At 69.4% G+C, this 20594-nt stretch carries 18 protein-coding genes and 1 pseudogene; 7 read left to right on the forward strand and 12 right to left on the reverse strand.

Features of this window, described 5'->3' with window-relative positions:
- Positions 1 to 118: 118 nt before the first annotated feature.
- The gene (dnaG, locus tag BG28_RS03485) at positions 119 to 2068 is read right to left on the reverse strand and encodes a DNA primase (RefSeq protein ID WP_036474300.1); all 1950 of its coding nucleotides are present in this window, start codon (positions 2066 to 2068) and stop codon (positions 119 to 121) included.
- A 146-nt stretch (positions 2069 to 2214) separates the two neighbouring features.
- On the opposite strand from dnaG, the gene BG28_RS03490 reads away from it, so the two are divergent.
- The gene (locus tag BG28_RS03490; RefSeq protein WP_036474301.1) at positions 2215 to 2712 is read left to right on the forward strand and encodes an aminoacyl-tRNA deacylase; all 498 of its coding nucleotides are present in this window, start codon (positions 2215 to 2217) and stop codon (positions 2710 to 2712) included.
- A gap of 141 nt (positions 2713 to 2853) precedes the next feature.
- Here the strand turns inward: BG28_RS03490 and BG28_RS03495 are convergent, their stop codons facing one another.
- The 5 genes and pseudogenes from BG28_RS03495 to BG28_RS03515 form a co-directional block, all read right to left on the reverse strand.
- Positions 2854 to 4176, reverse strand: a complete 1323-nt coding sequence (locus BG28_RS03495; protein ID WP_036474303.1) for a deoxyguanosinetriphosphate triphosphohydrolase — start codon at positions 4174 to 4176, stop codon at positions 2854 to 2856.
- A gap of 10 nt (positions 4177 to 4186) precedes the next feature.
- A pseudogene (dusB, locus tag BG28_RS03500) lies at positions 4187 to 5411 on the reverse strand (tRNA dihydrouridine synthase DusB).
- Positions 5412 to 5422: 11 nt separating this feature from the next.
- On the reverse strand, positions 5423 to 6388 hold the full coding sequence (locus BG28_RS03505; RefSeq protein ID WP_051500930.1) for a GNAT family N-acetyltransferase: 966 nt from the start codon (positions 6386 to 6388) through the stop codon (positions 5423 to 5425).
- Positions 6389 to 6490: 102 nt separating this feature from the next.
- Positions 6491 to 7873 carry a glycine--tRNA ligase gene (locus tag BG28_RS03510; RefSeq protein ID WP_036474305.1) on the reverse strand — a complete coding sequence of 461 codons (1383 nt, stop codon included), beginning with the start codon at positions 7871 to 7873 and terminating at the stop codon, positions 6491 to 6493.
- 184 nt (positions 7874 to 8057) lie between these two features.
- On the reverse strand, positions 8058 to 9059 hold the full coding sequence (locus BG28_RS03515) for a DMT family transporter (RefSeq protein ID WP_036474307.1): 1002 nt from the start codon (positions 9057 to 9059) through the stop codon (positions 8058 to 8060).
- Positions 9060 to 9122: 63 nt separating this feature from the next.
- On the opposite strand from BG28_RS03515, the gene BG28_RS03520 reads away from it, so the two are divergent.
- The 5 genes from BG28_RS03520 (at position 9123) to BG28_RS03540 (ending at position 13787) form a co-directional block, all read left to right on the forward strand.
- On the forward strand, positions 9123 to 9368 hold the full coding sequence (locus tag BG28_RS03520) for an RNA-binding S4 domain-containing protein (protein ID WP_036474309.1): 246 nt from the start codon (positions 9123 to 9125) through the stop codon (positions 9366 to 9368).
- A gap of 156 nt (positions 9369 to 9524) precedes the next feature.
- Positions 9525 to 10610 (forward strand): glycosyltransferase, encoded by a 1086-nt coding sequence (locus BG28_RS03525; RefSeq protein WP_036474311.1) that lies wholly within the window; start codon positions 9525 to 9527, stop codon positions 10608 to 10610.
- Positions 10607 to 11659 (forward strand): hypothetical protein, encoded by a 1053-nt coding sequence (locus BG28_RS03530; protein WP_036474312.1) that lies wholly within the window; start codon positions 10607 to 10609, stop codon positions 11657 to 11659. The genes BG28_RS03525 and BG28_RS03530 overlap by 4 nt, the downstream gene beginning before the upstream one ends.
- Before the next feature lie 104 nt (positions 11660 to 11763).
- Positions 11764 to 12651, forward strand: coding sequence for a glycosyltransferase family 2 protein (locus tag BG28_RS03535; RefSeq protein WP_036474393.1), 888 nt, complete (start codon positions 11764 to 11766; stop codon positions 12649 to 12651).
- A complete protein-coding gene (locus BG28_RS03540; RefSeq protein WP_036474314.1) occupies positions 12648 to 13787 on the forward strand; it encodes a glycosyltransferase family 4 protein in 1140 nt (379 codons plus the stop codon). Before BG28_RS03535 ends, BG28_RS03540 begins: the two co-directional genes overlap by 4 nt.
- Here the strand turns inward: BG28_RS03540 and BG28_RS03545 are convergent.
- A complete protein-coding gene (locus tag BG28_RS03545; protein WP_036474315.1) occupies positions 13774 to 14433 on the reverse strand; it encodes an alpha/beta hydrolase in 660 nt (219 codons plus the stop codon). The two genes, BG28_RS03540 and BG28_RS03545, sit on opposite strands and share 14 nt — an antisense overlap.
- Positions 14434 to 14528: 95 nt before the next feature.
- Between BG28_RS03545 and BG28_RS03550 the strand changes: the two genes are divergently transcribed.
- The gene (locus BG28_RS03550; RefSeq protein ID WP_036474394.1) at positions 14529 to 15419 is read left to right on the forward strand and encodes an SGNH/GDSL hydrolase family protein; all 891 of its coding nucleotides are present in this window, start codon (positions 14529 to 14531) and stop codon (positions 15417 to 15419) included.
- 55 nt (positions 15420 to 15474) lie between these two features.
- Here the strand turns inward: BG28_RS03550 and BG28_RS03555 are convergent, their stop codons facing one another.
- The 5 genes from BG28_RS03555 to BG28_RS03575 all read right to left on the reverse strand — a co-directional run bounded on the left by BG28_RS03555 (position 15475) and on the right by BG28_RS03575 (position 20548).
- Positions 15475 to 16311 carry an ABC transporter permease gene (locus tag BG28_RS03555; protein ID WP_235180948.1) on the reverse strand — a complete coding sequence of 279 codons (837 nt, stop codon included), beginning with the start codon at positions 16309 to 16311 and terminating at the stop codon, positions 15475 to 15477.
- Complete coding sequence (locus tag BG28_RS03560) at positions 16311 to 17096, reverse strand: ABC transporter permease (RefSeq protein WP_036474317.1); 786 nt, start codon at positions 17094 to 17096, stop codon at positions 16311 to 16313. The genes BG28_RS03555 and BG28_RS03560 overlap by 1 nt, the downstream gene beginning before the upstream one ends.
- Positions 17093 to 17971 (reverse strand): ABC transporter ATP-binding protein, encoded by an 879-nt coding sequence (locus tag BG28_RS03565; RefSeq protein ID WP_235180949.1) that lies wholly within the window; start codon positions 17969 to 17971, stop codon positions 17093 to 17095. The genes BG28_RS03560 and BG28_RS03565 overlap by 4 nt, the downstream gene beginning before the upstream one ends.
- Positions 17972 to 17980: 9 nt before the next feature.
- Positions 17981 to 19048: an ABC transporter substrate-binding protein gene (locus BG28_RS03570; RefSeq protein WP_036474321.1), complete on the reverse strand. Its 1068-nt coding sequence runs from the start codon at positions 19046 to 19048 to the stop codon at positions 17981 to 17983.
- A 90-nt stretch (positions 19049 to 19138) separates the two neighbouring features.
- Complete coding sequence (locus BG28_RS03575; protein ID WP_084479402.1) at positions 19139 to 20548, reverse strand: amidohydrolase family protein; 1410 nt, start codon at positions 20546 to 20548, stop codon at positions 19139 to 19141.
- Between the last annotated feature and the right edge of the window lie 46 nt (positions 20549 to 20594).

Genomic DNA, 20594 nt, shown 5'->3' on the forward strand with positions numbered 1-20594 from the left:
GGGACAGCGGCGGCGCCCCGACCTGGCTGCGCTCACTGTGTCCGAGGCAACACGTTATCAAGCCTGGTGGCTGCCTCGAAGTCGGCCGTCATCCGGCTGGACGGAAAGGTGCCGCGGGTCAGCCCCATTCCGCTTCTCGCAGCGCCCGACGGCGGTGCTCCAGCTCCATCAGCTCGCGGTTCAGCGCCTGGTGCTCCTCGGGATTGCGCGAGGCGTCCATGCGCTGCAGCCGGCCCAGCAGGTTGGCCTTCTGGTGGGTGATCTTGAGCTCGACCAGCCGGTTGAGGATGGACTGGCAGTACTTCTCCAGATGTTCGTCGCTGTTGGTGGGCAGCGAGGTCACGGCGAGCTCGGAGACGAAGGACTTGATCGGCTCCGGAACCTCGTCACGCACCGCCTGGACCCAGTTCCGCGGGTCCGAGGCGGAGGCGGCGGCGATCCGCACGCCGTCGTGGATGGCCTGGTGCACCGGTGCGGTGAAGCGGACCGTGAAGATCTCCTCCCACTGCTCTGCCGTGAGGTGGGTGGGGTGCTGCAGGATCACCTCCAGCGCCTGGCGTTCCATGAGCACGGCAGGGTCGCGGGTGTCCGGGCGCGGGTAGCCCGGGGCGCTGCGGCGCAGCTGCTCCCCGGCCTGCTCGCCGTGGCTCGGGCTGCCGCTGCGCTGGTCTCCCTGACGCTGATTCGGCTGGCCCTGGTTGTTCGCGGCGGCCTTCTCCGCCTCCAGGTGGGGCGAGGGCTGGTGCTTCTGCGCATAGGCGACCGCGCGGGCGACGTCGTCCATCTCGGCGCCGAGCCAGCCGGCCAGCTCACGGGTGTACGCCGGGCGCATGGCCGGGTCCTTGATCGCACCGACGATCGGGGCGGTGGCTCGCAGCGCGCCGACCCGGCCCTCGATGGTGTTGAGGTCGAATTCGCGCAGCTTGGCCCGGATGGCGAACTCGAAGAGCGGGGTCTTGGAGTTGATCAGCTCACGCACCGCGTCATCGCCGCGGTGCTGACGGATGTCGCAGGGGTCCATGCCCTCGGGGCCCACCGCGATGAAGGTCTTGGCGAGGAACATGTGGTCCTCCTTGAACGCCTTCAGCGCCGCCTGCTGGCCGGCTGCATCGCCGTCGAAGGTGAAGATCACCTCACCGGCGCCGCCCTCATCGGAGATCAGCCGGCGCGCGATCCGGATGTGGCCTTCGCCGAACGCGGTGCCGCAGGTCGCGACCGCGGTCTCGACCCCGGCCACGTGGCAGGCCATGACGTCGGTGTATCCCTCCACCACGACGAGCTGGCGCTGCTTGGCGACGTGGCGCTTGGCGTGCTCGATCCCGTAGAGCACCTGCGACTTCTTATAGATCGCGGTCTCGGGCGAGTTCAGGTATTTCGGGCCCTTGTCGTCCTCGTAGAGGTGGCGGCCACCGAAGCCCACGGTGTTGCCGGTCATGTTCCGGATCGGCCACATCAGCCGGCCGCGGAAACGGTCGTAGATGCCGCGCCCGCCGGAGGAGAACATCCCGGTCTCGGTGAGCTCCTCGTCGGTGAAGCCCTTGGCGCGCAGGTGTTTGAGCAGGTTGTCCCAGCCCTTGGGGGCGTAGCCTACGGAGAACTGGGCGGCGTGTTCGCGGGTGAAGCCGCGGCCGGTGAGCATCTCGCGGGCGGTCTGCGCCTCGGGACTCTGCAGCGCGGCCTGGAAGAACTCATCGGCGATCTTGTGCGCGTCCAGCAGCCGCTGGCGGCGCCCGATCTCTGCCTTGTCGGGGCCCTTGCCGCCGTCCTCGTAGCGCAGCTCGATGCCCAGCCGGCCGGCGAGCTTCTCCACGGTCTCCTGAAAGCTGGTGTGGTCCATGCCCATCAGGAACGCGATCACATCTCCGGATTCCCCGCAGCCGAAGCAGTGGAAGGTCCCGACCCCTGGGCGGATGTGGAAGCTCGGGGAGCGTTCGTCGTGGAAGGGGCACAGGCCCTTCCAGGATCCGATGCCGGCACCCTTGAGCGTCACATACTGCTCGACGACCTCGCGAAGGTCTGCGCGCTCACGGACGGCATCGATGTCTTCACGTTTGATCAGTCCGGCCATGGCTCTAATCTACTCGGCGGGGCCAAATGGCGGCGGCGGTCTTCGGCCCTGTGGAATGCGGCCGGCCAGGGGTGCGGCGCTGTGCAGCGACCCGGATGATCGGCTCGACGCGGAGGATCGGGCGGCACCTCGTTAGGCTGGGGAGCATGACTGAGCTTTCCGGACGTGAGCGGGTGCAGGCCGACGCCGATTCCCGCGCGGTGACCCTTGAATTCGTCCAGCGCGGACCCGCCTCCTCCCTGGAGGAGGCCGCCGAGAACCTCGGGGTCTCGCCGCGGGAGATCGTGAAGACCCTGGTCGCGAAGGCCAAACTGACCCAGTCCTCCACCGAGCACAGCTACGTGGTGGCGCTGATCCCCGGGGACAAGCAGGTGGACTGGGCGAAGCTGCGCCGACTGGCGGGGATGAAGAAGATGTCGATGACCGCGCCGGAGGAGGCTGTGGCGGCCACCGGGTATCACCCCGGCACGATCACGCCGTTCGGCGCCCACACCCCCGAGGGGAAGATGTGGCCGGTCTACGCCGATGAATCGATCTCCGGGCGGATCGCGATGGGAGCCGGTGAACCGGATCTGAACCTCTTCGTGGAGGCCGAGGAGCTGTTCGCAGCCTTCGACGTCGTCCTCGGCGACATCGGCAAGTAGCGCCGCTCCCCGATTTCGTTGAGGGGCTGATTCTCCGAGTAGTTCAGGGGTCCAGCCGCATGAGATGCCCGGAAAATCCGCCCCTCAACGGGGAGAGGTCCGCCCCTCAACGAGAAGAAGGCCGCACCTCCACCGGGAGAGTCAGGCGAAGAGGCGGTTGAAGACCGGGCGGCCGTGGACCAGGGTGGCGTACCATTCCAGCGCCGCGCCGTCGGTGAGCGAGGCGATCTGGTCGATGATCGCGCGCTGCCGTGCCGCCTCATCGGAGGCCGCATGGAAGTCGGCCTGGAAGGGCGGTTCCAGGAACTGGTCGCCGGTCTCGCTGAGCAGCCCGTGCAGACCCTCGATGACCTCGCGCTGCCGGGCGTAGACCGGTTTCTGCTCGCGGGAGGCCATGATGTAGGTCGCCGCGATGCCCTTCATCAGCGAGACCTCCTCCATCGTCTCCTCCGGGACCACCAGGTCAGCCTCGTGACGGACCAGCGGGCGGTCGCCGTAGAGCTCGCGGGTGGCGGAGAAGATGGCGTGGGAGAACCGCCCGATCAGCTCGCTGGTCATGTTCTTCAGCGCGGCCAGCGCCCGGCGCGAGCCGTCAGACTCCCCCACCCAGGAATCTGCCGTGGAGAGCCGATCCAGCGCGGCCTCGATCCGGGCCGGGTCGGTCTCGGGCAGGTACCAGTCCCGGGTGGTCTGGACCACGCGACGGCGCTGCAGCGGGTCGGCGAGGAACTTCAGCTGGAACCGGCCGTTGACCACGCCGTCCTCGATGTCGTGCACCGAATACGCGATATCGTCCGCGGCGTCCATCACCTGGGCCTCCATGGACTTGCGCCGACCCTCGACCCCCTCCCGGATCCAGGTGAAGACCTCGACGTCGTCCTCGTAGGCGCCGAACTTCGCACTGCGGCTGCCATCGGGCAGGGTCGGGGCTTCATCGGCGCGCCAAGGGTATTTCACCGCGGCGTCCAGCGAGGCGCGGGTCAGGTTCAGCCCGGCGGAGCGGCCGTCGGGGTGGAAGCGCTTGGTCTCCAGCCGGGTCAGCAGCCGCAGCGTCTGGGCGTTTCCCTCGAACCCGCCGTGCGGCGCGGCCAGCGCGTTGAGCACCGTCTCCCCGTTGTGCCCGAAGGGCGGATGGCCCAGGTCGTGGGAGAGGCAGGCGGCGTCGACGACGTCGGGGTCACAGCCCAGCAGCCGGCCAAGGTCCCGGCCCACCTGGGCGACCTCCAGCGAGTGGGTCAGCCGGGTGCGGGAGAAGTCATCGACGTCGGGCGAGACCACCTGGGTCTTCGCGCCGAGCCGGCGCAGCGCAGAGGAGTGCAGCAGCCGGGCCCGGTCCCGCTCGAAGCTGGAGCGGTACACCGACTTGCCGTGTTCGGGCACCCAGCGGGCCTCGTCGGCCTCGGTGTATCCCGGACGCAGGGCCGCGTAGCCGCCCTCTACTCGCTCCACGTTCTGCGCAGTCATGGACCCAACCTTATCCGCCGGAGATGTCGACCTCTGCGGCCTGGATCATCTCGCGCTGCACCTCGTTGAGCTCCTGGGACTCGAGCCAGTCCTGCGGCAGGTGCACCTTCTTGGGTGATCCGGCGCGGCCGCGCGGGCCCTCGGCGTCGGCCCCGGGGTAGCTCAGGGACTGGTCCAGCTGGCCGAGCAGGTCTTCAAGCTGGGCCATGGACTCCACGGCCACCAGCTGGGTGCGCAGCTGCGAGCCCACCGCGTAGCCCTTGAAGTACCAGGCCACATGCTTGCGGATGTCCTGCATGGCCTTGCGCTCGTCGCCGTCGAAGTACGGGACCAGCATCTGCGCGTGGCGCAACAGGGTGGCCGAGACCATCGGCAGATCCGGACGGTGCCGCTCCGCGCGGCCCTCGAAGGCGGCCTGGAGATCACCGAAGAGCCAGGGTCGGCCCTGGCAGCCGCGGCCGACGACGACGCCGTCCACCCCGGTCTGCTCCACCATCGCGAGGGCATCCTCAGCGGACCAGATGTCCCCGTTGCCCAGCACCGGGATGTCAGGCAGAGACTCGCGCAGCGCGGCGATCGCGGACCAGTCGGCCTGCCCGGAGTAGTGCTGCCGGGCAGTGCGCCCATGCAATGCCACCGCGGCCACGCCGGAGTCTCGGGCGACCTTGCCGGCCTCGATGAAGGTCAGGTGGTCCTCGTCGATGCCCTTGCGCATCTTCACGGTCACCGGGATGTTCGCCTTGGCGGCTTCGCGCACCGCGGTGGCGACGATGGACTCGAAGAGCCGGATCTTCCAGGGCAGCGCGGAGCCGCCGCCCTTGCGGGTGACCTTGGGCACCGGGCAGCCGAAGTTCATGTCGATGTGATCGGCCCGGCCCTCCTCGACCAGCATCCGCACCGCGTGGCCGGTGGTGACCGGGTCCACCGAGTAGAGCTGCACCGAGCGTGGGACCTCGTCGGGTTCATGCTTGATGATCCGCAGCGATTCGGGCCGACGCTCCACCAGCGCGCGCGGTGACCATCTCATTGACGAAGAGTCCGCCGCCGTAGTCGCGGCAGAGCCGCCGGAAGGCGGTGTTGGTGATCCCGGCCATCGGTGCCAACACCACCGGGGTCTGCACCGTGATCGGTCCCAGGTTCAGCGGGGGCAGCAGCGCGGTGCTCGACGGGGAGCCCGGCGCGGCGGCGGCACCGGGCGCGGCGGTCTCGGTGGCCTCGGTGGCCTCGACGGTCATCGGCTCCCCGCTCAGGCTGCGTCTTTGGCGTAGATGAGCGCCTCGAAGTCGTACTCGGCCTCACCGGCTGCGATGAGCTCATCGGTGACGGTCTTCAGCGGCACCATGGCGTCGTCGACCTCGACCTTGACCGGGAAGTGCGCCGAGAGCAGCGCGAGCATCGCCCGGCAGGCGGTCTCGGCGTCGGGGTCCTGAAGTGCGGTGTTCCAGCCCAGCAGCACGTCGGCGGGCTCGTCGGTGCGCTCGGAGGTGTAGCTGATCGCGAAGGCCAGGATCCCGTTGCCTCCGCCCTCGGAGGTGTCGCGCAGCACCACGGCCCCCGAGGCGCCGGTCTCCGGGCCCAGCAGCATCTGCTGCGCCTTGCCGATGGTCATCTCGGCGCGGTCCCAGGAGTGCACGGTGTTGTAGAAGTCCGCGACCAGCTTGGTGAGCTCCACCGATCCGGTGGCGAGGTCTTCGAGATCGAGTCCCGCGCTGTCCAGATCCGGCAGCGAGATCGCGCCCGGCTGGACGACCACCTGGCGGGAGGCCTGGATCTTGGTGAAGCCGTTGTCCTTCAGGAAGCACTGGGCGGCGGAGCGCTTGGCCACCCGGGCCTTCAGCGACTGGACCGCACAGTTGGGGACCTCCGCCTCCAGGATCTGCAGCATCTGCGCGCCGACGCCGCGACGGCGATGGTCCGGCGCGACCTCGGCGTAGAAGGAGAGCCGGTCCGGGTGCAGCGAGGAGCGGAAGATCGTCGCCGCGGCCACGGGCAGACCCGCGTCCTCGGCCACGATGCAGCGGGACCAGGGCTCGTTGGAGGAGGGCCGCAGCAGGCTGCGGTCCTGGTGGTGCATCGAGCTCTCCGGGTCTCCCCAGACCTGGAGCAGCTTCAGGTCGTCGCCGTCGGCCCAGGGCCGCACGGTGAGGCCGGAGTCCAGGGTCAGCCGGGCCGGGTTCACGGGGTGAGCCGCGACGTCGCGCTCAGTACTCATCACATTTCCTTAGACGAGAGCAGTAGATGTCGTTCAGACCAAACAAGTAATGGTAGTCCCGCACCCGCGCCCGGACAAAGCGCGCGCCGCCCTGCCGCCGGCTCAGCCCAGCAGCTTCACCGCGAGGTAGGACTGGACCTTGTCCAGCGAGACCCGTTCCTGGGTCATCTCATCGCGGTCCCGGATGGTGACCGCCTGGTCCTCGAGGGTGTCGAAGTCCACGGTGATGCAGAACGGGGTGCCGATCTCGTCCTGGCGACGGTAGCGGCGCCCGATGGCTCCGGAATCGTCGAAGTCGATGTTCCAGTGCTGGCGCAGCTGCTGGGCCAGGTCCTGAGAGACCCCGGCCAGCTCGGGCTTCTTCGACAGCGGCAGCACCGCGGCCTTCACCGGGGCCAGCTTCGGGTGCAGCTTGAGCACGGTGCGGGTGTCCACCCCGCCCTTGGTGTTCGGCGCCTCGTCCTCGGTGTAGGCGTCGACCAGGAACGCCATCATGGCGCGGGTCAGGCCGAAGGAGGGCTCGATCACGTAGGGGGTGTAGCGGGTGCCGCTGGCCTGGTCGAAGTACTGCAGCTTCGCGCCGGAGGCCTCGGTGTGGGAGTTCAGGTCATAGTCGGTGCGGTTGGCCACGCCCATCAGCTCGCCCCATGCGGAGCCGGCGAAGTCGAAGCGGTATTCCAGGTCGATGGTGCCGGCGGAGTAGTGCGCGCGGTCGTCCTCGGGCACGTCGAACTTGCGCAGGTTCTCCGGGTTCAGACCCAGATCGGTGAACCAGTTGTAGCAGGCGTCGACCCAGTGCTTGAACCACTCGTCGGCCTCATCCGGGTGGGTGAAGTACTCGATCTCCATCTGCTCGAACTCGCGGGTGCGGAAGATGAAGTTGCCGGGGGTGATCTCGTTGCGGAAGGCCTTGCCGATCTGCCCGATGCCGAAGGGCGGCTTCTTTCGGGCCGAGGTCACCACGTTGTTGAAGTTCACGAAGATGCCCTGGGCGGTCTCGGGGCGCATGTAGTGCAGCCCCTCCTGGTCATCCACCGGGCCCAGGAAGGTCTTCATCAGGCCGGAGAACTGCTGCGGCTCGGTCCACTTGCCGGGCTGGCCGGTCTCGGGGTCGCGGATATCGGCGAGGCCGTTCTCCGGCGGGTGCCCGTGCTTGGCCTCATAGGCCTCGATCAGGTGATCGGCGCGGTAGCGGCGGTGGGTGTGCAGCGACTCGACCAGCGGGTCGGAGAACGTCTTGACGTGGCCCGAGGCATGCCACACGGCCTGCGGCAGGATGATCGCGGAGTCCAGACCGACCATGTCGCCGCGGCCGCGGATGAAGGTCTGCCACCATTCGGCCTTGATGTTCTCCTTGAGCTCCGTCCCGAGGGGTCCGTAGTCCCAGGCAGAGCGGGTGCCGCCGTAGATCTCTCCCGACTGGAACACGAAGCCGCGGCGCTTCGCCAGGGAGATGACTTTGTCGAGTGCGGTCTCTTTGGCCATGTGGCAGATACACCTCAGGTAGAACGGGGATGAACACAGATTGCGTCAGCTTATCGCGCGCACGCACCGGGCTCGAATACGGCTCGGTCGCCGGACCGCAGACCCCGGCCTCAGCCTCGGCCCCAGCCCCAGGCTCAGCCTCAGCCTCAGCCTCAGCCTCGACCTCAGGCTCAGCCTCAGGACCTCAGGCTCGGGACTTCGGCCCGGGGCGGCCGCGCAGGATGTCCGGCAGCGAGGCCAGGACCACCGCGAGCAGGGTCAGCCCGGTCCCCAGCACGGTCGCGGTGGTGACCAGCGAGCCGGGGGTGGGCAGCAGCACGTCGAGCAGCAGCGAGCCCAGCAGCTGCCCGGCGATCATGCCCATCGCCGCGATCAGCACCCCGACCCGGGTGACCAGCAGCGCACCCAGGGCGATGAAGATGATCCCCAGCGGTCCGCCCAGGTAGTGCCACCAGGTCAGCGACAGCGCCGGATCCACCCCGCTGACCACCGCCTTGCCCGCCCAGACCAGCAGCAGGAACAGCGTGCCCGCGAGGAAGTTGAACAGCGTCCCCGGGGCCGGGGACTGGTAGGCCGCCGAATGCCGGCCGTTGATCGCCTGCTGTGCCGCCTGCAGGAAGCCACCGGAGAGCGGCAGCAGCACCAGGGCGAGCCAGGCGGGTCCCTGCCCGGAGGCCACCAGCTGTGGGGAGACCGCCCAGAGCACCGCCAGCACGGTCAGCGCAGCACCGCCGACCCGGAACGGGTTCAGCCGCATCCGTCCGGCGGGTCCCAGCCCGATCCGGTCCCAGAGCAGCCCGCCCAGGGTCTGCCCGGTGACCACCGCCACGGTGAACACCGCGACCCCGATGAGCCCGATGCTCAGCGTCTGGGTGAGCACGAAATAGGCGCCCACGCAGCCGGCCAGGAAGTACCACCAGCGGATCCGCCCCTCGCGCACCGCCGGGGCGACCCGACCGAGTGCCCGCCTTCCGCGGCCGGTGCCGAAGGTCACCAGCAGCAAGATGACGCTGCCCACACTGAAGCTGATGGTCGCGGCGAGGACCGGGTCGCCGATCTCTGTGGTCAGCGCAGCATTGACCCGGCCCTGGGCGGGGATCGCCGCACCCGAGGCGAGCATCAGCAGCAGCAGAAAGACCCAGACCAGCGGGGAGCGGGGGGCCGCTGCGGTGTAGGCAGAACTCATGGGCCTCACTTTAGCCAGAGCCTTGCCCCACGTTTGACCGGAGCGGCATGACAGAATCAGCCCATGAGCCATGAAGTGTCTGAGGTCCCGATCCGCGATGAGTCCATCCGTCTGGGTCAGCTGTTGAAGCTCGCCGGCGTGGTCGAGAACGGAGCGATCGCCCGCGAGGTGATCGACTCCTCCGGCGTCCGGGTCGACGGCGAGGTGGAGACCCGCCGCGGTGCCCAGATCAAGCGTGGACAGCTCGTGGAGTTCAACGGCGAGCCCTTCGGCCTGCCGGGTGCACGCCTCATGCCCGTGGGGGACTGACGGACCTGAATCCGTCTCCCTGACACCGCGTGTACAGTGCCTCTAGGAGCCTGGCCCACGCGGGTGCGCCGGGCCTCTCAAGACTTTCTTCTGCGAGGTGCCTGCCGGTCTCGATGACCGGCGCCGGGGGGCTGCGTCTCGCCCTGTGAACTAGGGGTGCGGTTGCGCATTTGCATCATCGCTTCGAGCCAGTTTCCCATCCGGGAACCCTTCGCCGGGGGGCTCGAGGCTTTTACCCACACGGTGGCCAAGAAGCTCATCAGCAGGGGTCATTCGGTGACCCTGTTCGCCGCAGGCGGCAGCGACCCGGAACTGGGCGCTCAGATGCTCCTGCCCGAGCGTCTGGAGCTCACCGCCGCCGCCCGCTCTGACGTCGGCGCGATGCCGGTGGCCTGGATGCAGCAGCATCACGCCTACCTGGGTCTGATGCTGCGCCTGGCCGAGTCCAGGGACTTCGACGTGATCCACAACAATTCGCTGCACCACCTCCCGGTGGCCCTCTCGGCGCTGGTGCCGACGCCGGTGCTCACCACCCTGCATACTCCCCCGACCCCCTGGCTGGAATCGGCGATGAGCTACGCCGCACCCTCCTCGGTGTTCACCGCGGTGAGCTCGGCCACTGCCAAGGCCTGGGCGGGCTCCGTCACGGCCAGCGTGATCCCCAACGGGGTCGATACCGACGTATGGCATCCGGGGCCCGGCGGCAACGACTGTGTCTGGACCGGACGCATGGTGCCCGAGAAGGCCCCGCACCTGGCCATCGACGCCGCGCGCGCCGCAGGTCGCAGCATCGCCCTCGCGGGACCCATCCTGGACCGCAGCTACTTCGAGGAGCAGGTACAGCCCCGGCTCGGCGATGACGCGGTATACGTGGGGCATCTGCGCCACACCGAACTGGTCGAGCTCGTCGGCTCCTCCGCGGTGGCCGTGGTGAGCTCCCAGTGGGACGAGCCCTATGGCCTTGTCGCCGCCGAGGCGATGTCCTGCGGGACACCTGTGGCGGCATTCCCGCGCGGCGGACTGGTCGAGATCGTCACCGAATCCTCCGGCGCTCTCGCCGCAGACGGCTCCGTAGCCGCCCTCGCCGAGGCGATCGCTCGGGCCGCTCGCTGTGATCGCACCCCGGTGCGCCAGCGCGCCGAGGGCGATCTCTCGCTGGAACGCATGGTCGACGACTACGAGCGGCTCTACGCCCAGATGGCCATGGAACCCGCCACCCAGTCCACCGGCCCCGCCCGATGATCGGCTGGTACATCCACCACCAGGGCCGCGGACACCTGCACCGGGCCACTGCGGTGGCCCAGGCCGCCGCACTGCGGGGGGTGCAGATCACCGGGCTCTCCTCGCTGCCCCAACCCGCGGACTGGCCGGCCGGAGCCGGCTGGGTCCAGCTGGAACGCGATGACACCGCCGAGCGCGGCGGGTTCCGCGACCCCACCGCGTCCGACGCGCTGCACTGGGCGCCGGTGCACCACCCCGGGCTGCGCCGGCGCAGCGCAGAACTCTCAAGCTGGATCGATCGGGCTGTCCCCAAGCTGCTCGTGGCGGATGTCTCGGTGGAGATCGCGCTGCTGGCCCGGCTCCATGGGATCCCGGTGATCACCGTGGCGCTGCCCGGAGACCGCACGGACCCCACGCACCGGCTCGGCTACGAGATCTCCGCCGCAGTGGTGGGGATGTGGCCCGCGCAGGCCGCCGAGATCTTCGCCGGGGCACCGGAGGTCCGTGCGCTGGGCGGGCTCTCCCGCTTCTCCCCGGAACCCCCGAGATCGAACCAGCCCGGCACAGCCGAGAGCGAGCCTGCGGATCGGCAGCTCGAGATCCTGGTGCTCAGCGGAGGCGGAGGCGGTGCCGTCAGCGAGGCTGCCATCGGGCAGCTGCGCCGGACCCTGCCGCAGGCGCGGCTGAGCATCCTGGGCGGCGAGTCCTCCTGGAGGGAGGACCCCTGGCCGCTGTTGACCCGCGCCGACCTGGTGCTCGCCGCCGCCGGCCAGAACTCCATCGCCGAGGTCGCCGCCAGCCGGACCCCCGCGCTGGTCACCGCGCTGGACCGCCCGCACCAGGAACAGACCCATATGCTCGCCGCTCTTGAACGGGGCCCGTGGCCGGCGCTGCGCACCCCCGACGACGCCGGCTGGGACCAGGCCGTGGCGCGGGCCTTGAGCCTCGACGGCGCGGACTGGGCCAGCTGGTGCGACGGCGCGGCGGCGGAGCGGTTCGCCGAGCTGCTGGCCTCCATGCCGACCCTGCAGACGCCGGACCCGACCCGCCTCACCGGGGCGACCCGATGATCCGATCAAGCACGTCCACCTCTTCCCACCCCTCCCGCCAGACAAGCCAGACCAGCCCGTCCGAGCAGACCAGCCCGCCAGGCCAGACCGGTCCGCGCGCCGTCGTGATCACAGCTGTGCACGAGCGTGGCGTCCATCTGCGTCGTCAGCGCGCCGCGCTCGCACTCAGCGATCAGGCCCCGATCACGCATGTGGTGGTGGCCATGGCAGACCCCGAGATTCTCCGGCGGCTGGCGCCGGACCAGCCCATGAGCACCGATGCTGCGCTGCCCATCGAGGTGCTGGAGATCCCACGAAGCGCCGGGCGGCTGCCACTGGCCGCAGCCCGCAACGCCGGTGCCTCCCGCGCCCTGGAGAGTCTCGCCGGCCCCGAGGACCTGCTGATCTTCCTGGACGTGGACTGCATCCCGGACCCCGGGTTGATCAGCGCCTATCTCGACGCCTCGCGTCTGAGGCCGGAGGATCTGCTCTGCGGGCCGGTGGCGTATCTGCCCGAGCTTCCTGGGGAGACGCTCGACGCGGCCTCGGCGCAGGAGCTCGCCGAATGGGCTGCCCCGCACCCGGCCCGGCCGGCGCCGGAGCCCGGGGAGATCCGCACCCACGGCGAGCACGCGCTGTTCTGGTCGCTGTCCTTCGCGGTGCGTCGGGAGGTGTGGGAGAAGATCGGCGGCTTCGATGAGGCCTATACCGGCTACGGGGCCGAGGACACCGACTTCTCTTGGCGCGCCAGGTCCCACGGGATCGAGCTGACCTGGGTGGGCGGCGCCCGCGCCTTCCATCAGCACCACCCGGTCTCACGACCGCCGGTGGAGCACCTCAACGACATTCTGCGCAACGGTGCGCTCTTCGCGGACCGTTGGGGGCACTGGCCGATGGAGGGCTGGCTGCAGGAGTTCGAACGCCTGGGCCTGGTCCGGCGTGAGGGTGCGGACTGGGTCGCGACCGGAGATGCCCGGCGATCAGCGCAGAACGCGGCTGGAAGCCCGACGTGAGCATCCGGGTGGCCTCGGTGCCGGCATCCCACGTCTACATCCGTCACCTGGGACACCCGCCGGAACCAGAGCTCGAGGCCGCCCTCGGGGCTGCACACGCGCCGCCAGCCCCGGTGCACCGGCTGCCGGACCCGCCTTCGCCGAGGGACGACCCGCCCACGGGTGCTCCATGGTGGCCCCCGGCGATGCTGGACGCAGCCTGGATCAAGGCGCACGAGTTCGATCTGATGCACATCCACTTCGGCTTCGACGCGCAGACCCCGGAACAGCTGCATGAGGTCTTCGATGCGCTCGACGCCCGGGGCAGGCCGCTGGTCTATACGGCGCATGATCTGTGGAACCCGCACCAGGAGGATCCGACGCTGCATGATTCCCAGCTCGAGGTGCTCTTCGCCCGCGCCCGGGAGGTGATCACGCTCAGTGAGCAGGCCGCCGCGGAGATCTGGCGACGCTGGGGCGTGAAGGCGCAGGTGATCCCGCACCCACATGTGGTCGACCTGGACCTGATCAGCGGTTATACAGAGAAGCCACGGCGGCGGACCGATGAGTTCCGACTCGGCATCCACCTGAAGAGCCTGCGGGCCAACATGGTCGGCGTGGAGGTGCTCGCGGCGGCGATCCAGGCGCTGCGCGAGATTCCGCGCGCGGTGCTCCAGGTGGATCTGCACCGGGATGTCTTCGAGGCGTCGGGAGCGCGGCACGACGCCGAGCTGGTCGGCTGGCTGCAGCGTCAGGACCCGGAGCTGGTGGAGATGAAGGTCCATGACTTCTACACCGACGCCGAGCTCTTCGACTACCTCTCCGGGCTGCACGCCTCGCTGCTGCCCTACAGGTTCGGCACGCATTCCGGATGGATGGAAGCCGCCCACGATCTGGGCACCACGGTGATCGCCCCGGACGTCGGCTGCTACCACAGCCAGGGAGCCGACTTCCTCTACCGCTGGCAGAGCGGCGGCCTCGACGCGCCGAGTCTGCACCGGGCGGTGCACGCCGCAGCGGAGTCCAGCACCGCAGACTCCGAGACTGCCAAGCCCTGGCTGGCTCCGGCGGCGCGGCTGCACTGGCGGCGCGAGCAGCGGCGAGCCATCGCCGCCGCCCACGCCGAGGTCTACGCCAGGGCGCTCAGCGGGAGGTGAGCACCGTGTGGGTCAGGAACTCCCCCACGTGGCTGATCTCCTGGGGCACCACGCCATGCCCGGCCCCGGCGTAGAGCACCTTGGTCAGCTTCACCGTCTTGGTGGCCCAGCCGTGCGTGTACTCCACATGCTCCGCCGGAATGATCGGGTCCTCCTGGTCGCGGCCCCAGAAGAACGGGACCTTCGCGGCGGCCAGCGCCTCGTCGTCGAAATAGTCCTCGATCCCCTCTCCCCGGGTGGGGTCCACGGCGAAGCCGGAGAGCCCGACGACGGCGGCGAACTCCTCCGGGCGGCTTCGCAGCAACGAGGTGGCCACCGCCATCCCCATGGAGAATCCGAGCAGGGTCACCGAGCTGTGCTGGTCCTTGACCGAGGCGATCCACTCCCAGAGGTCCTCCACCGCCTCCCGGGCCGCCGAGGACGAGTAGACCAGCCGCTCCACGTCCAGCTCGAACCAGGTGTAACCGCCGACCTCCATCTTCACCGGCGCGCGCACCGAGGCGTAGGTGAAGCCGGCGGGCAGGCCGGGAACCAGGCCCATCAGGTCCTGTTCATGGGAGCCGTAGCCGTGCAGCAGCACCACCAGCGGGGTGTCGGCACGGTCTTCGGGTTCGCGGGACCAGGCGACGTGCGGGGATTCAGACATGAAGAGACCTTTGCGGGACGAGAAGAATGACAGACCTACTCTAATCAGCCCACGGGTGGATGCGTCGGGCGGGGGTCATCGGAGAGAATGCACCTGTGAGCGAAACCGATGAGACCCTCGAAACACCTGACCTGCCCGCCGACGCCGGGATTCCAGCGACTCCGCGGCACCCCTGGACCCGCTATGTGGCCCTGGGTGACTCCTTCACCGAGGGGATCGGGGATCCGGATCAGACCCGACCGGGCTACCACCGCGGCTGGGCAGACCGAGTGGCCGAGGAGCTCGCCCTCGGCGCCGCCGCTGTGGAGGGATCGCCTAAATTCTCCTACGCCAATCTGGCGGTGCGCGGAAAGCTGATCGGCCAGATCCGCGATGAGCAGCTCGCCCCCGCGCTGGAGCTGCGACCAGATCTGATCACCCTGTGCGCCGGCGGCAATGACGTGATCCGCCCGGGAGGTGACCCGGACGAGACCGCCCGGATCCTGGACACCATGGTGCAGATCCTGAGCACCACCGGGGCGACCATCGTGCTGTTCAACGGCCCCGATGTGCGCGAGACCCCGGTGGTCGGCTCGATCCGCGGGAAGGTGGCGATCTTCAACGAGAACGTGCGCACCATCGCGGCCCGCCACGATGCCCTGGTCGCCGACATGTGGTCCCTGCGCGAGCTGACCCGCCCCGAGATGTGGGATGAGGACCGGCTGCACTTCTCCGCGCTGGGCCACCACACCATCGCCCGCATGGTGCTGGACACGATGAACGTCGAGCACGATCTCGAGCCCTCTGAGCCGCGACCTGTCCCGGTGCAGAGCTGGCGTGCCGCGCGGGTGGGCGACGCCGTCTGGGCGCGACACCACCTCTTCCCCTGGGCGGTCCGGCGGCTGCGCGGACGGTCCTCCGGAGATGGGATCCACGCGAAGCGACCGACCTTCGAGCCGCTCTTCGGAGGCTCCATGCCCCCGGGCGGCGGCGCCGCAGACGCCTGAGCCGGGCTCGGGCCGCGGGCCGCGGGCCGCGCCCTTGGCGGGCGCGCAGCACAGCTCAGGCGTCCTTGGCCATGTCGTAGTGCTGCAGCACCAGGTTCTCCACCAGCTGCGCCACCATGTAGAGCACCAGGGAAACCAGCGTGATCACCACGACCAGCGCCCACACCCGGGTGTTCTGCGAGCGGCTGACCGCGGAGACCACGGCATACCCGATCCCCTCGCCGGTGGCCAGCCATTGGGCCAACAGCGCCCCGGTGAAGGCCCCGGGCACCGAGATCCGCACCGCGGAGAAGAACGCCGGCAGCGCCGAGGGTGCCGCGACCCTGAGCAGGATGTCCCAGGTGGACCCGCCGTAGACGGTGACCACGTCGCGGATCTGGGGTGTGACCGAGCGCAGCCCGAACACGATGGTGACCAGCGCCGGGAAGAGCACCACGATCCCGCCCATGGCGGCGACCACGGCGGTGCCGCGGCCCAGCGCCAGGATGATCAGCGGCGCCAGTGCGACCAGCGGCACCGAGCGCACGATCATCGCCAACGGCATCACCGCCGATTCCACCACCCGGCTCATCACGATCCCCACCGCGATCACCACGGCGGCGATCATCCCGGCGGTGAAGCCGATGGCGGCGTCGCGCACGGTGACCGCGGCGAGGCCCCACATCTCGGCGCGGATCGCGGCGGCGTCGTCCTCGAGGAACAGGTGCTCGTAGACGTCCAGCGGACCCTTGCCGACGAAGTCGGAGACCTCGAAGACCCGGAGCAGACCGACCCAGAGCACCAGGATCACGGTGAGCATGATCGCGGTGTTGCCGAGCGTGCTCAGCGCGGTGCGGGTGAGGGATCCTGCGCGGACCCCGCGGGAGGCCTCCACCACTGGGGCTGCGCTCATCACACTGTTCCCTTCGACCATGGTGCTGCCACCTTTCCGATCAGACCGAAGAGCGCGTAGGCGCCGCCCGCCACCGCCGCGCAGAGCAGGCCGATGGCCCAGGCGCGTTCCACGTCCAGGTTCTGCTGGGCGATGATCAGCGCCAGACCGACGCCCTGCCGGACGCCGCCGACGTATTCGCCCAGGATCGCGCCGAGCAGCGCGGCCGGGGCTGCGATCTGCAGCGCGTTCAGGATCGCCGGAAGCGCCGCGATGAGCCGTACCTTGCGCAGTTGGGTGAGCCGGGACCCGCCGTAGACGGTGACCACGTCGAGGCTGGCCGGGTCTGCAGACTTCAGCCCCAGCAGCGTGCCCACCACGGTGGTGAAGAAGACCGCGAGCACCGCCAGCGCCACCGCGGTGCCGGAGGGCTCCCCGGTGGCCGGGGCGCCGATCACGATGTAGAGCACCGGGGCGACCGCGACGATCGGGATGCAGTAGCTGATCACCGCGATCTGGGTGATCAGCCGTTCGGTCCAGGGCAGCACCAGCACCACCGAGGCGAGCAGGATCGCGATCAGGTTGCCCCAGAAGAAGCCGATGGCGGCCTCCTGGATGGTCACCGAGAAGTGTCCCCAGTAGAACCCGAATCCGTCGCGGATCAGCGCCTGGATCACCCCCGCCGGGGACGGGACCCGGGCCTCGGAGAGCACGGTCAGCGCCGCGGCCCACCACAGCAGGATCACCGCGCCCAGTCCGGCGAGGCTGTAGAGCGCGGCCCGGCGTCGGTCGATCTCGGTGTTCATCCTGACCGGCCTCCGCCCGAGTTCTCCGCAGATCCGAAGAGCAGCTCAGAGGCCTGGTCATGCAGGGCGTGGAACTCAGGCGTGCGCATCATCGAGGGGGTGCGCGGTCGCGGCAGGTCCACGTCGATCACCTCGGCGATCCGACCGGGGCGGGCGCTCATCACGGCCACCTTGTCGGAGAGATAGATCGCCTCGGCGATGCCGTGGGTGACCATCAGGGTGGTGGCCGGCTTCTCGGTCCAGATCCGCAGCAGCTCGTCGTTCAGCCGCTGCCGGGTCATGTCATCCAGCGCGCCGAAGGGCTCGTCGAGCAGCAGCACCGAGGGCTGGACCACCAGGGCCCGGGCGATGGAGACACGCTGCCTCATGCCCCCGGAGAGCTGGCCCGGCTTGGCCTTCTCAAAGCCGTTGAGCCCGACCAGGTTGATCAGCTCGGAGACCAGCGCGTCGTCGGGCTTCTGCCCGGAGACCTCGAAGGGCAGCCGGATGTTCGACGCCACGCTGCGCCAGGGCAGCAGCGCCGCATCCTGGAAGGCGATGCCCAGTTCGCTGTCGCTGCGCAGCTGGGCCGGGGTCTTGCCGTCGACCAGCGCGGTCCCCGAGGTCGGGTCCTCCAGCCCGGCCAGGACCCGGAGCACGGTGGACTTCCCGCAGCCCGAGGGTCCCAGCAGTGAGAGGAAGCTGCCCCGGTCGGTGTGCAGGGACACGTCCTGAAGCGCGGTGAGCGTCTCGCCGCCGCCGAGCTTGAATGATTTGGTCAGTCCCTCGATCCGGAGCCCGGTGCCGGACGGGGAGCTCCCCGGTCCGGCACCGGGCTGTTCGGCGCTCCTGGCGCCACCGGCCAAGGATTCCTGCCGCTGCGATGCGGTCATCATGGCCTCAGCTCACGCTCCGTCGGGGATCTCGCCGAGCTCGGGCTTCTCCTCGAGCAGCTCCTCGAGCAGCGAGAGGTCGAAGAGCTCCTCGGCGGTGACCTCGACGCCGGCACGCTCCAAGCTGTCCACGCTTTCGCCCTGCAGATCCTCAGAGATGGTGAACAGTCCGTTCTCGCGGACCTCGTCGGTCACCACCAGATCCACCTGGATCTCTGCCTGGCGCAGCTCCTTGTCCATCTCCAGGTCCAGGTGCTCGCCGTAGACCTCCACCGCAAGCCGCGCGCCCTCCTCCGGGTCGCTCACCGCGTCCTGCCAGCCCTGGGCCTCGGCCTCCAGGAAGGACTTGATCAGCTCGGGCTCCTCCTCGATCATCTGCTCGGAGGTGATGAAGGCCTCGGCGACGAAAGGCAGACCGTTCTCGCTGAGCATCAGGTCGGTGACCTCGTGCCCCATCAGCTCCACGGTGATGGACTCGTTGATCACATAGGCGAAGAAGCCGTCCACCTCCCCGTCGATCAACGGGGCGGGGTCGTACTCCACCGGGACCATCTCCACCGACTCGGGGTCGATGTCGTTGACCTCCAACAGCGCTTCGAAGAGCGCCTCGTTGCCGCCGGCCTGCACGCCGATGGTCTTGCCCACCAGGTCTGAGGGGGAGGCGATGTCCCCCTCGTCGGAGAGCGAGAGGATGGTGAACGGGTTGCGCTGATACTTCGCGCCCACGATCTTCAGCGGCGCATCCTCCTGCGCGATGATCTCTCCGGTGGCCACGGCGTTCGAGGTCCCGAAGGTGGCCTCCCCCGAGGCGACCATGTTCTCGATCGGGCCGGGGCCGGGGATGAATTCGACCGTCTCGAACCCTGCCTCCTCGTAGTATCCGTTCTCCTGGGCGAAGAACTCTCCGGCGAACTCGGCATTCTCGATCCAGGACAGCGCGATGCTGATGTCTCCATAGCTGGCATCCTCACCGTCTTCTGCGGCGGCGGAGTCCTCGCCTCCGCAGGAGGTCAGGGCCAGCAGGCCCACGGCGGAGAAGGCGCTGAGCCGGAGTCGGCGGTGGTGGGTGCGGTTCTTCATGGGATTCTCCTTCATCAAGGGTGCGGTGGGGTCGGGCAGCAGTCGGTTCAAGCAGCCGTGGGGTCAAGCAGCGGCATCGGGGGCGGGTGGTCAGTTCAGGCCCTGCATCGCAGCGGCGGCGGCCGCGTGGCGGGGAAGCACGTCGGCGAGCTCGCGCAGCGTCAGCTCTCCGGACTCGATGAGCGGGGTGCCGGCGACCAGCACGTACCAGCCGCGGGCGGGCCCGGAGCGCAGCCAGCCCTCCACCGGGTCGGTGAGCGCCCCTGCCTGGGACAGCGGTGCGGATTCCCAGATGACCAGGTCGGCGCAGGCGCCGGGGTGCAGGTGGCCGATCTCCTCGGACCAGCCGAGGTTCGCGGCAGACCCGGCGGTGGCCATGGAGAGGGCCTCGCGGGCGGACATCGCCGCGGGGCCGTTGCGGTAGCGGGCGAGCAGCATCGCGCCGCGGGTCTCCATCCAGAGATTGGCCGAGTCCGAGGAGGCCGATCCGTCACAGCCGATGCCCACCGGCATGCCCAGTGAGCGCAGCGCCTGGGCATCGGCGGTGTCTCCGGCGAGGATCATGTTGGAGCTGGGGCACTGGGTCGCGCTAACCCCCGCGGCGGCGAGCCGCTGGTTCTCCTCGGCGCTGCCGTAGACGTAGTGCGCCACCCAGGAGCGCGGCGTGGCCCAGCCGACGTCCTCGAAGTACTCCACCGGACGCCGACCATAGACCTCCAGCGCGTAGGTGTCCTCGTCCTTATCCTCGGCCAGATGGGTGTGCAGCCGCACATCGTGCTTCTCGGCCAGCTCGGCGGTGGCCCGCATGATCGACTCGCTCACCGAGAACATCGAACACGGTGCCAGCGCCACCCGGGTCATCGCGCCGGGGGCCGGGTCGTGGAAGCTGGAGATCAGCCGTTCGGAGTCGCTCAGGATGGTCTCCTCGTCCTGGACCACCGACTCCGGTGGCAGCCCGCCGTCCTTGACCGAGCGGGTCATCGAGCCGCGGTTCGCCATGAACCGGAACCCGATCTCGGTGGTGGCCTTGATCTGGGCGTCGATCAGATTCGGCCTGGGGTGGACGTACATGTGGTCCGAGGAGGTGGTGCAGCCGCTGAGCAGCAGCTCCGCGCAGGCCACATAGGTGGAGAGGTAGGTGGACTCCTCATCCAGCGCCGCCCAGCGCGGGTAGAGCGTGCTCAGCCACGCGAAGAGCGTCCCGTTGATCGCCGGGGCGAAGGCCCGGGTCAGGTTCTGGTACATGTGGTGATGGGTGTTCACCAGGCCCGGGGTCACCAGCCGGCCTCCGGCGTCGATCACCCGAGCCGCGGCGGGCGCCGGGAGCGTGGAGGGCCCCGCGCTGTGCACCCGGCCAGCGTCCAGCGCGATCCAGCCGCCGTCGATCTCTCGGCCTGCCGCCAGCGCCTGCTGCTGGGCATCGGTGCCGGCGCCTGAGGCCTCGAGCACGATATAGGCGTTGGTGATCAGCGTGTCGACGCGCGTCTGGGCCGGGGGCATCCGTCCTCCTGAAAGTAGATTGACCCCAACCTATGAAACGGATGTT

Origin of the sequence: Nesterenkonia sp. AN1 (assembly GCF_000582475.1) — a bacterium.
Lineage (GTDB): Bacteria > Actinomycetota > Actinomycetes > Actinomycetales > Micrococcaceae > Nesterenkonia > Nesterenkonia aurantiaca.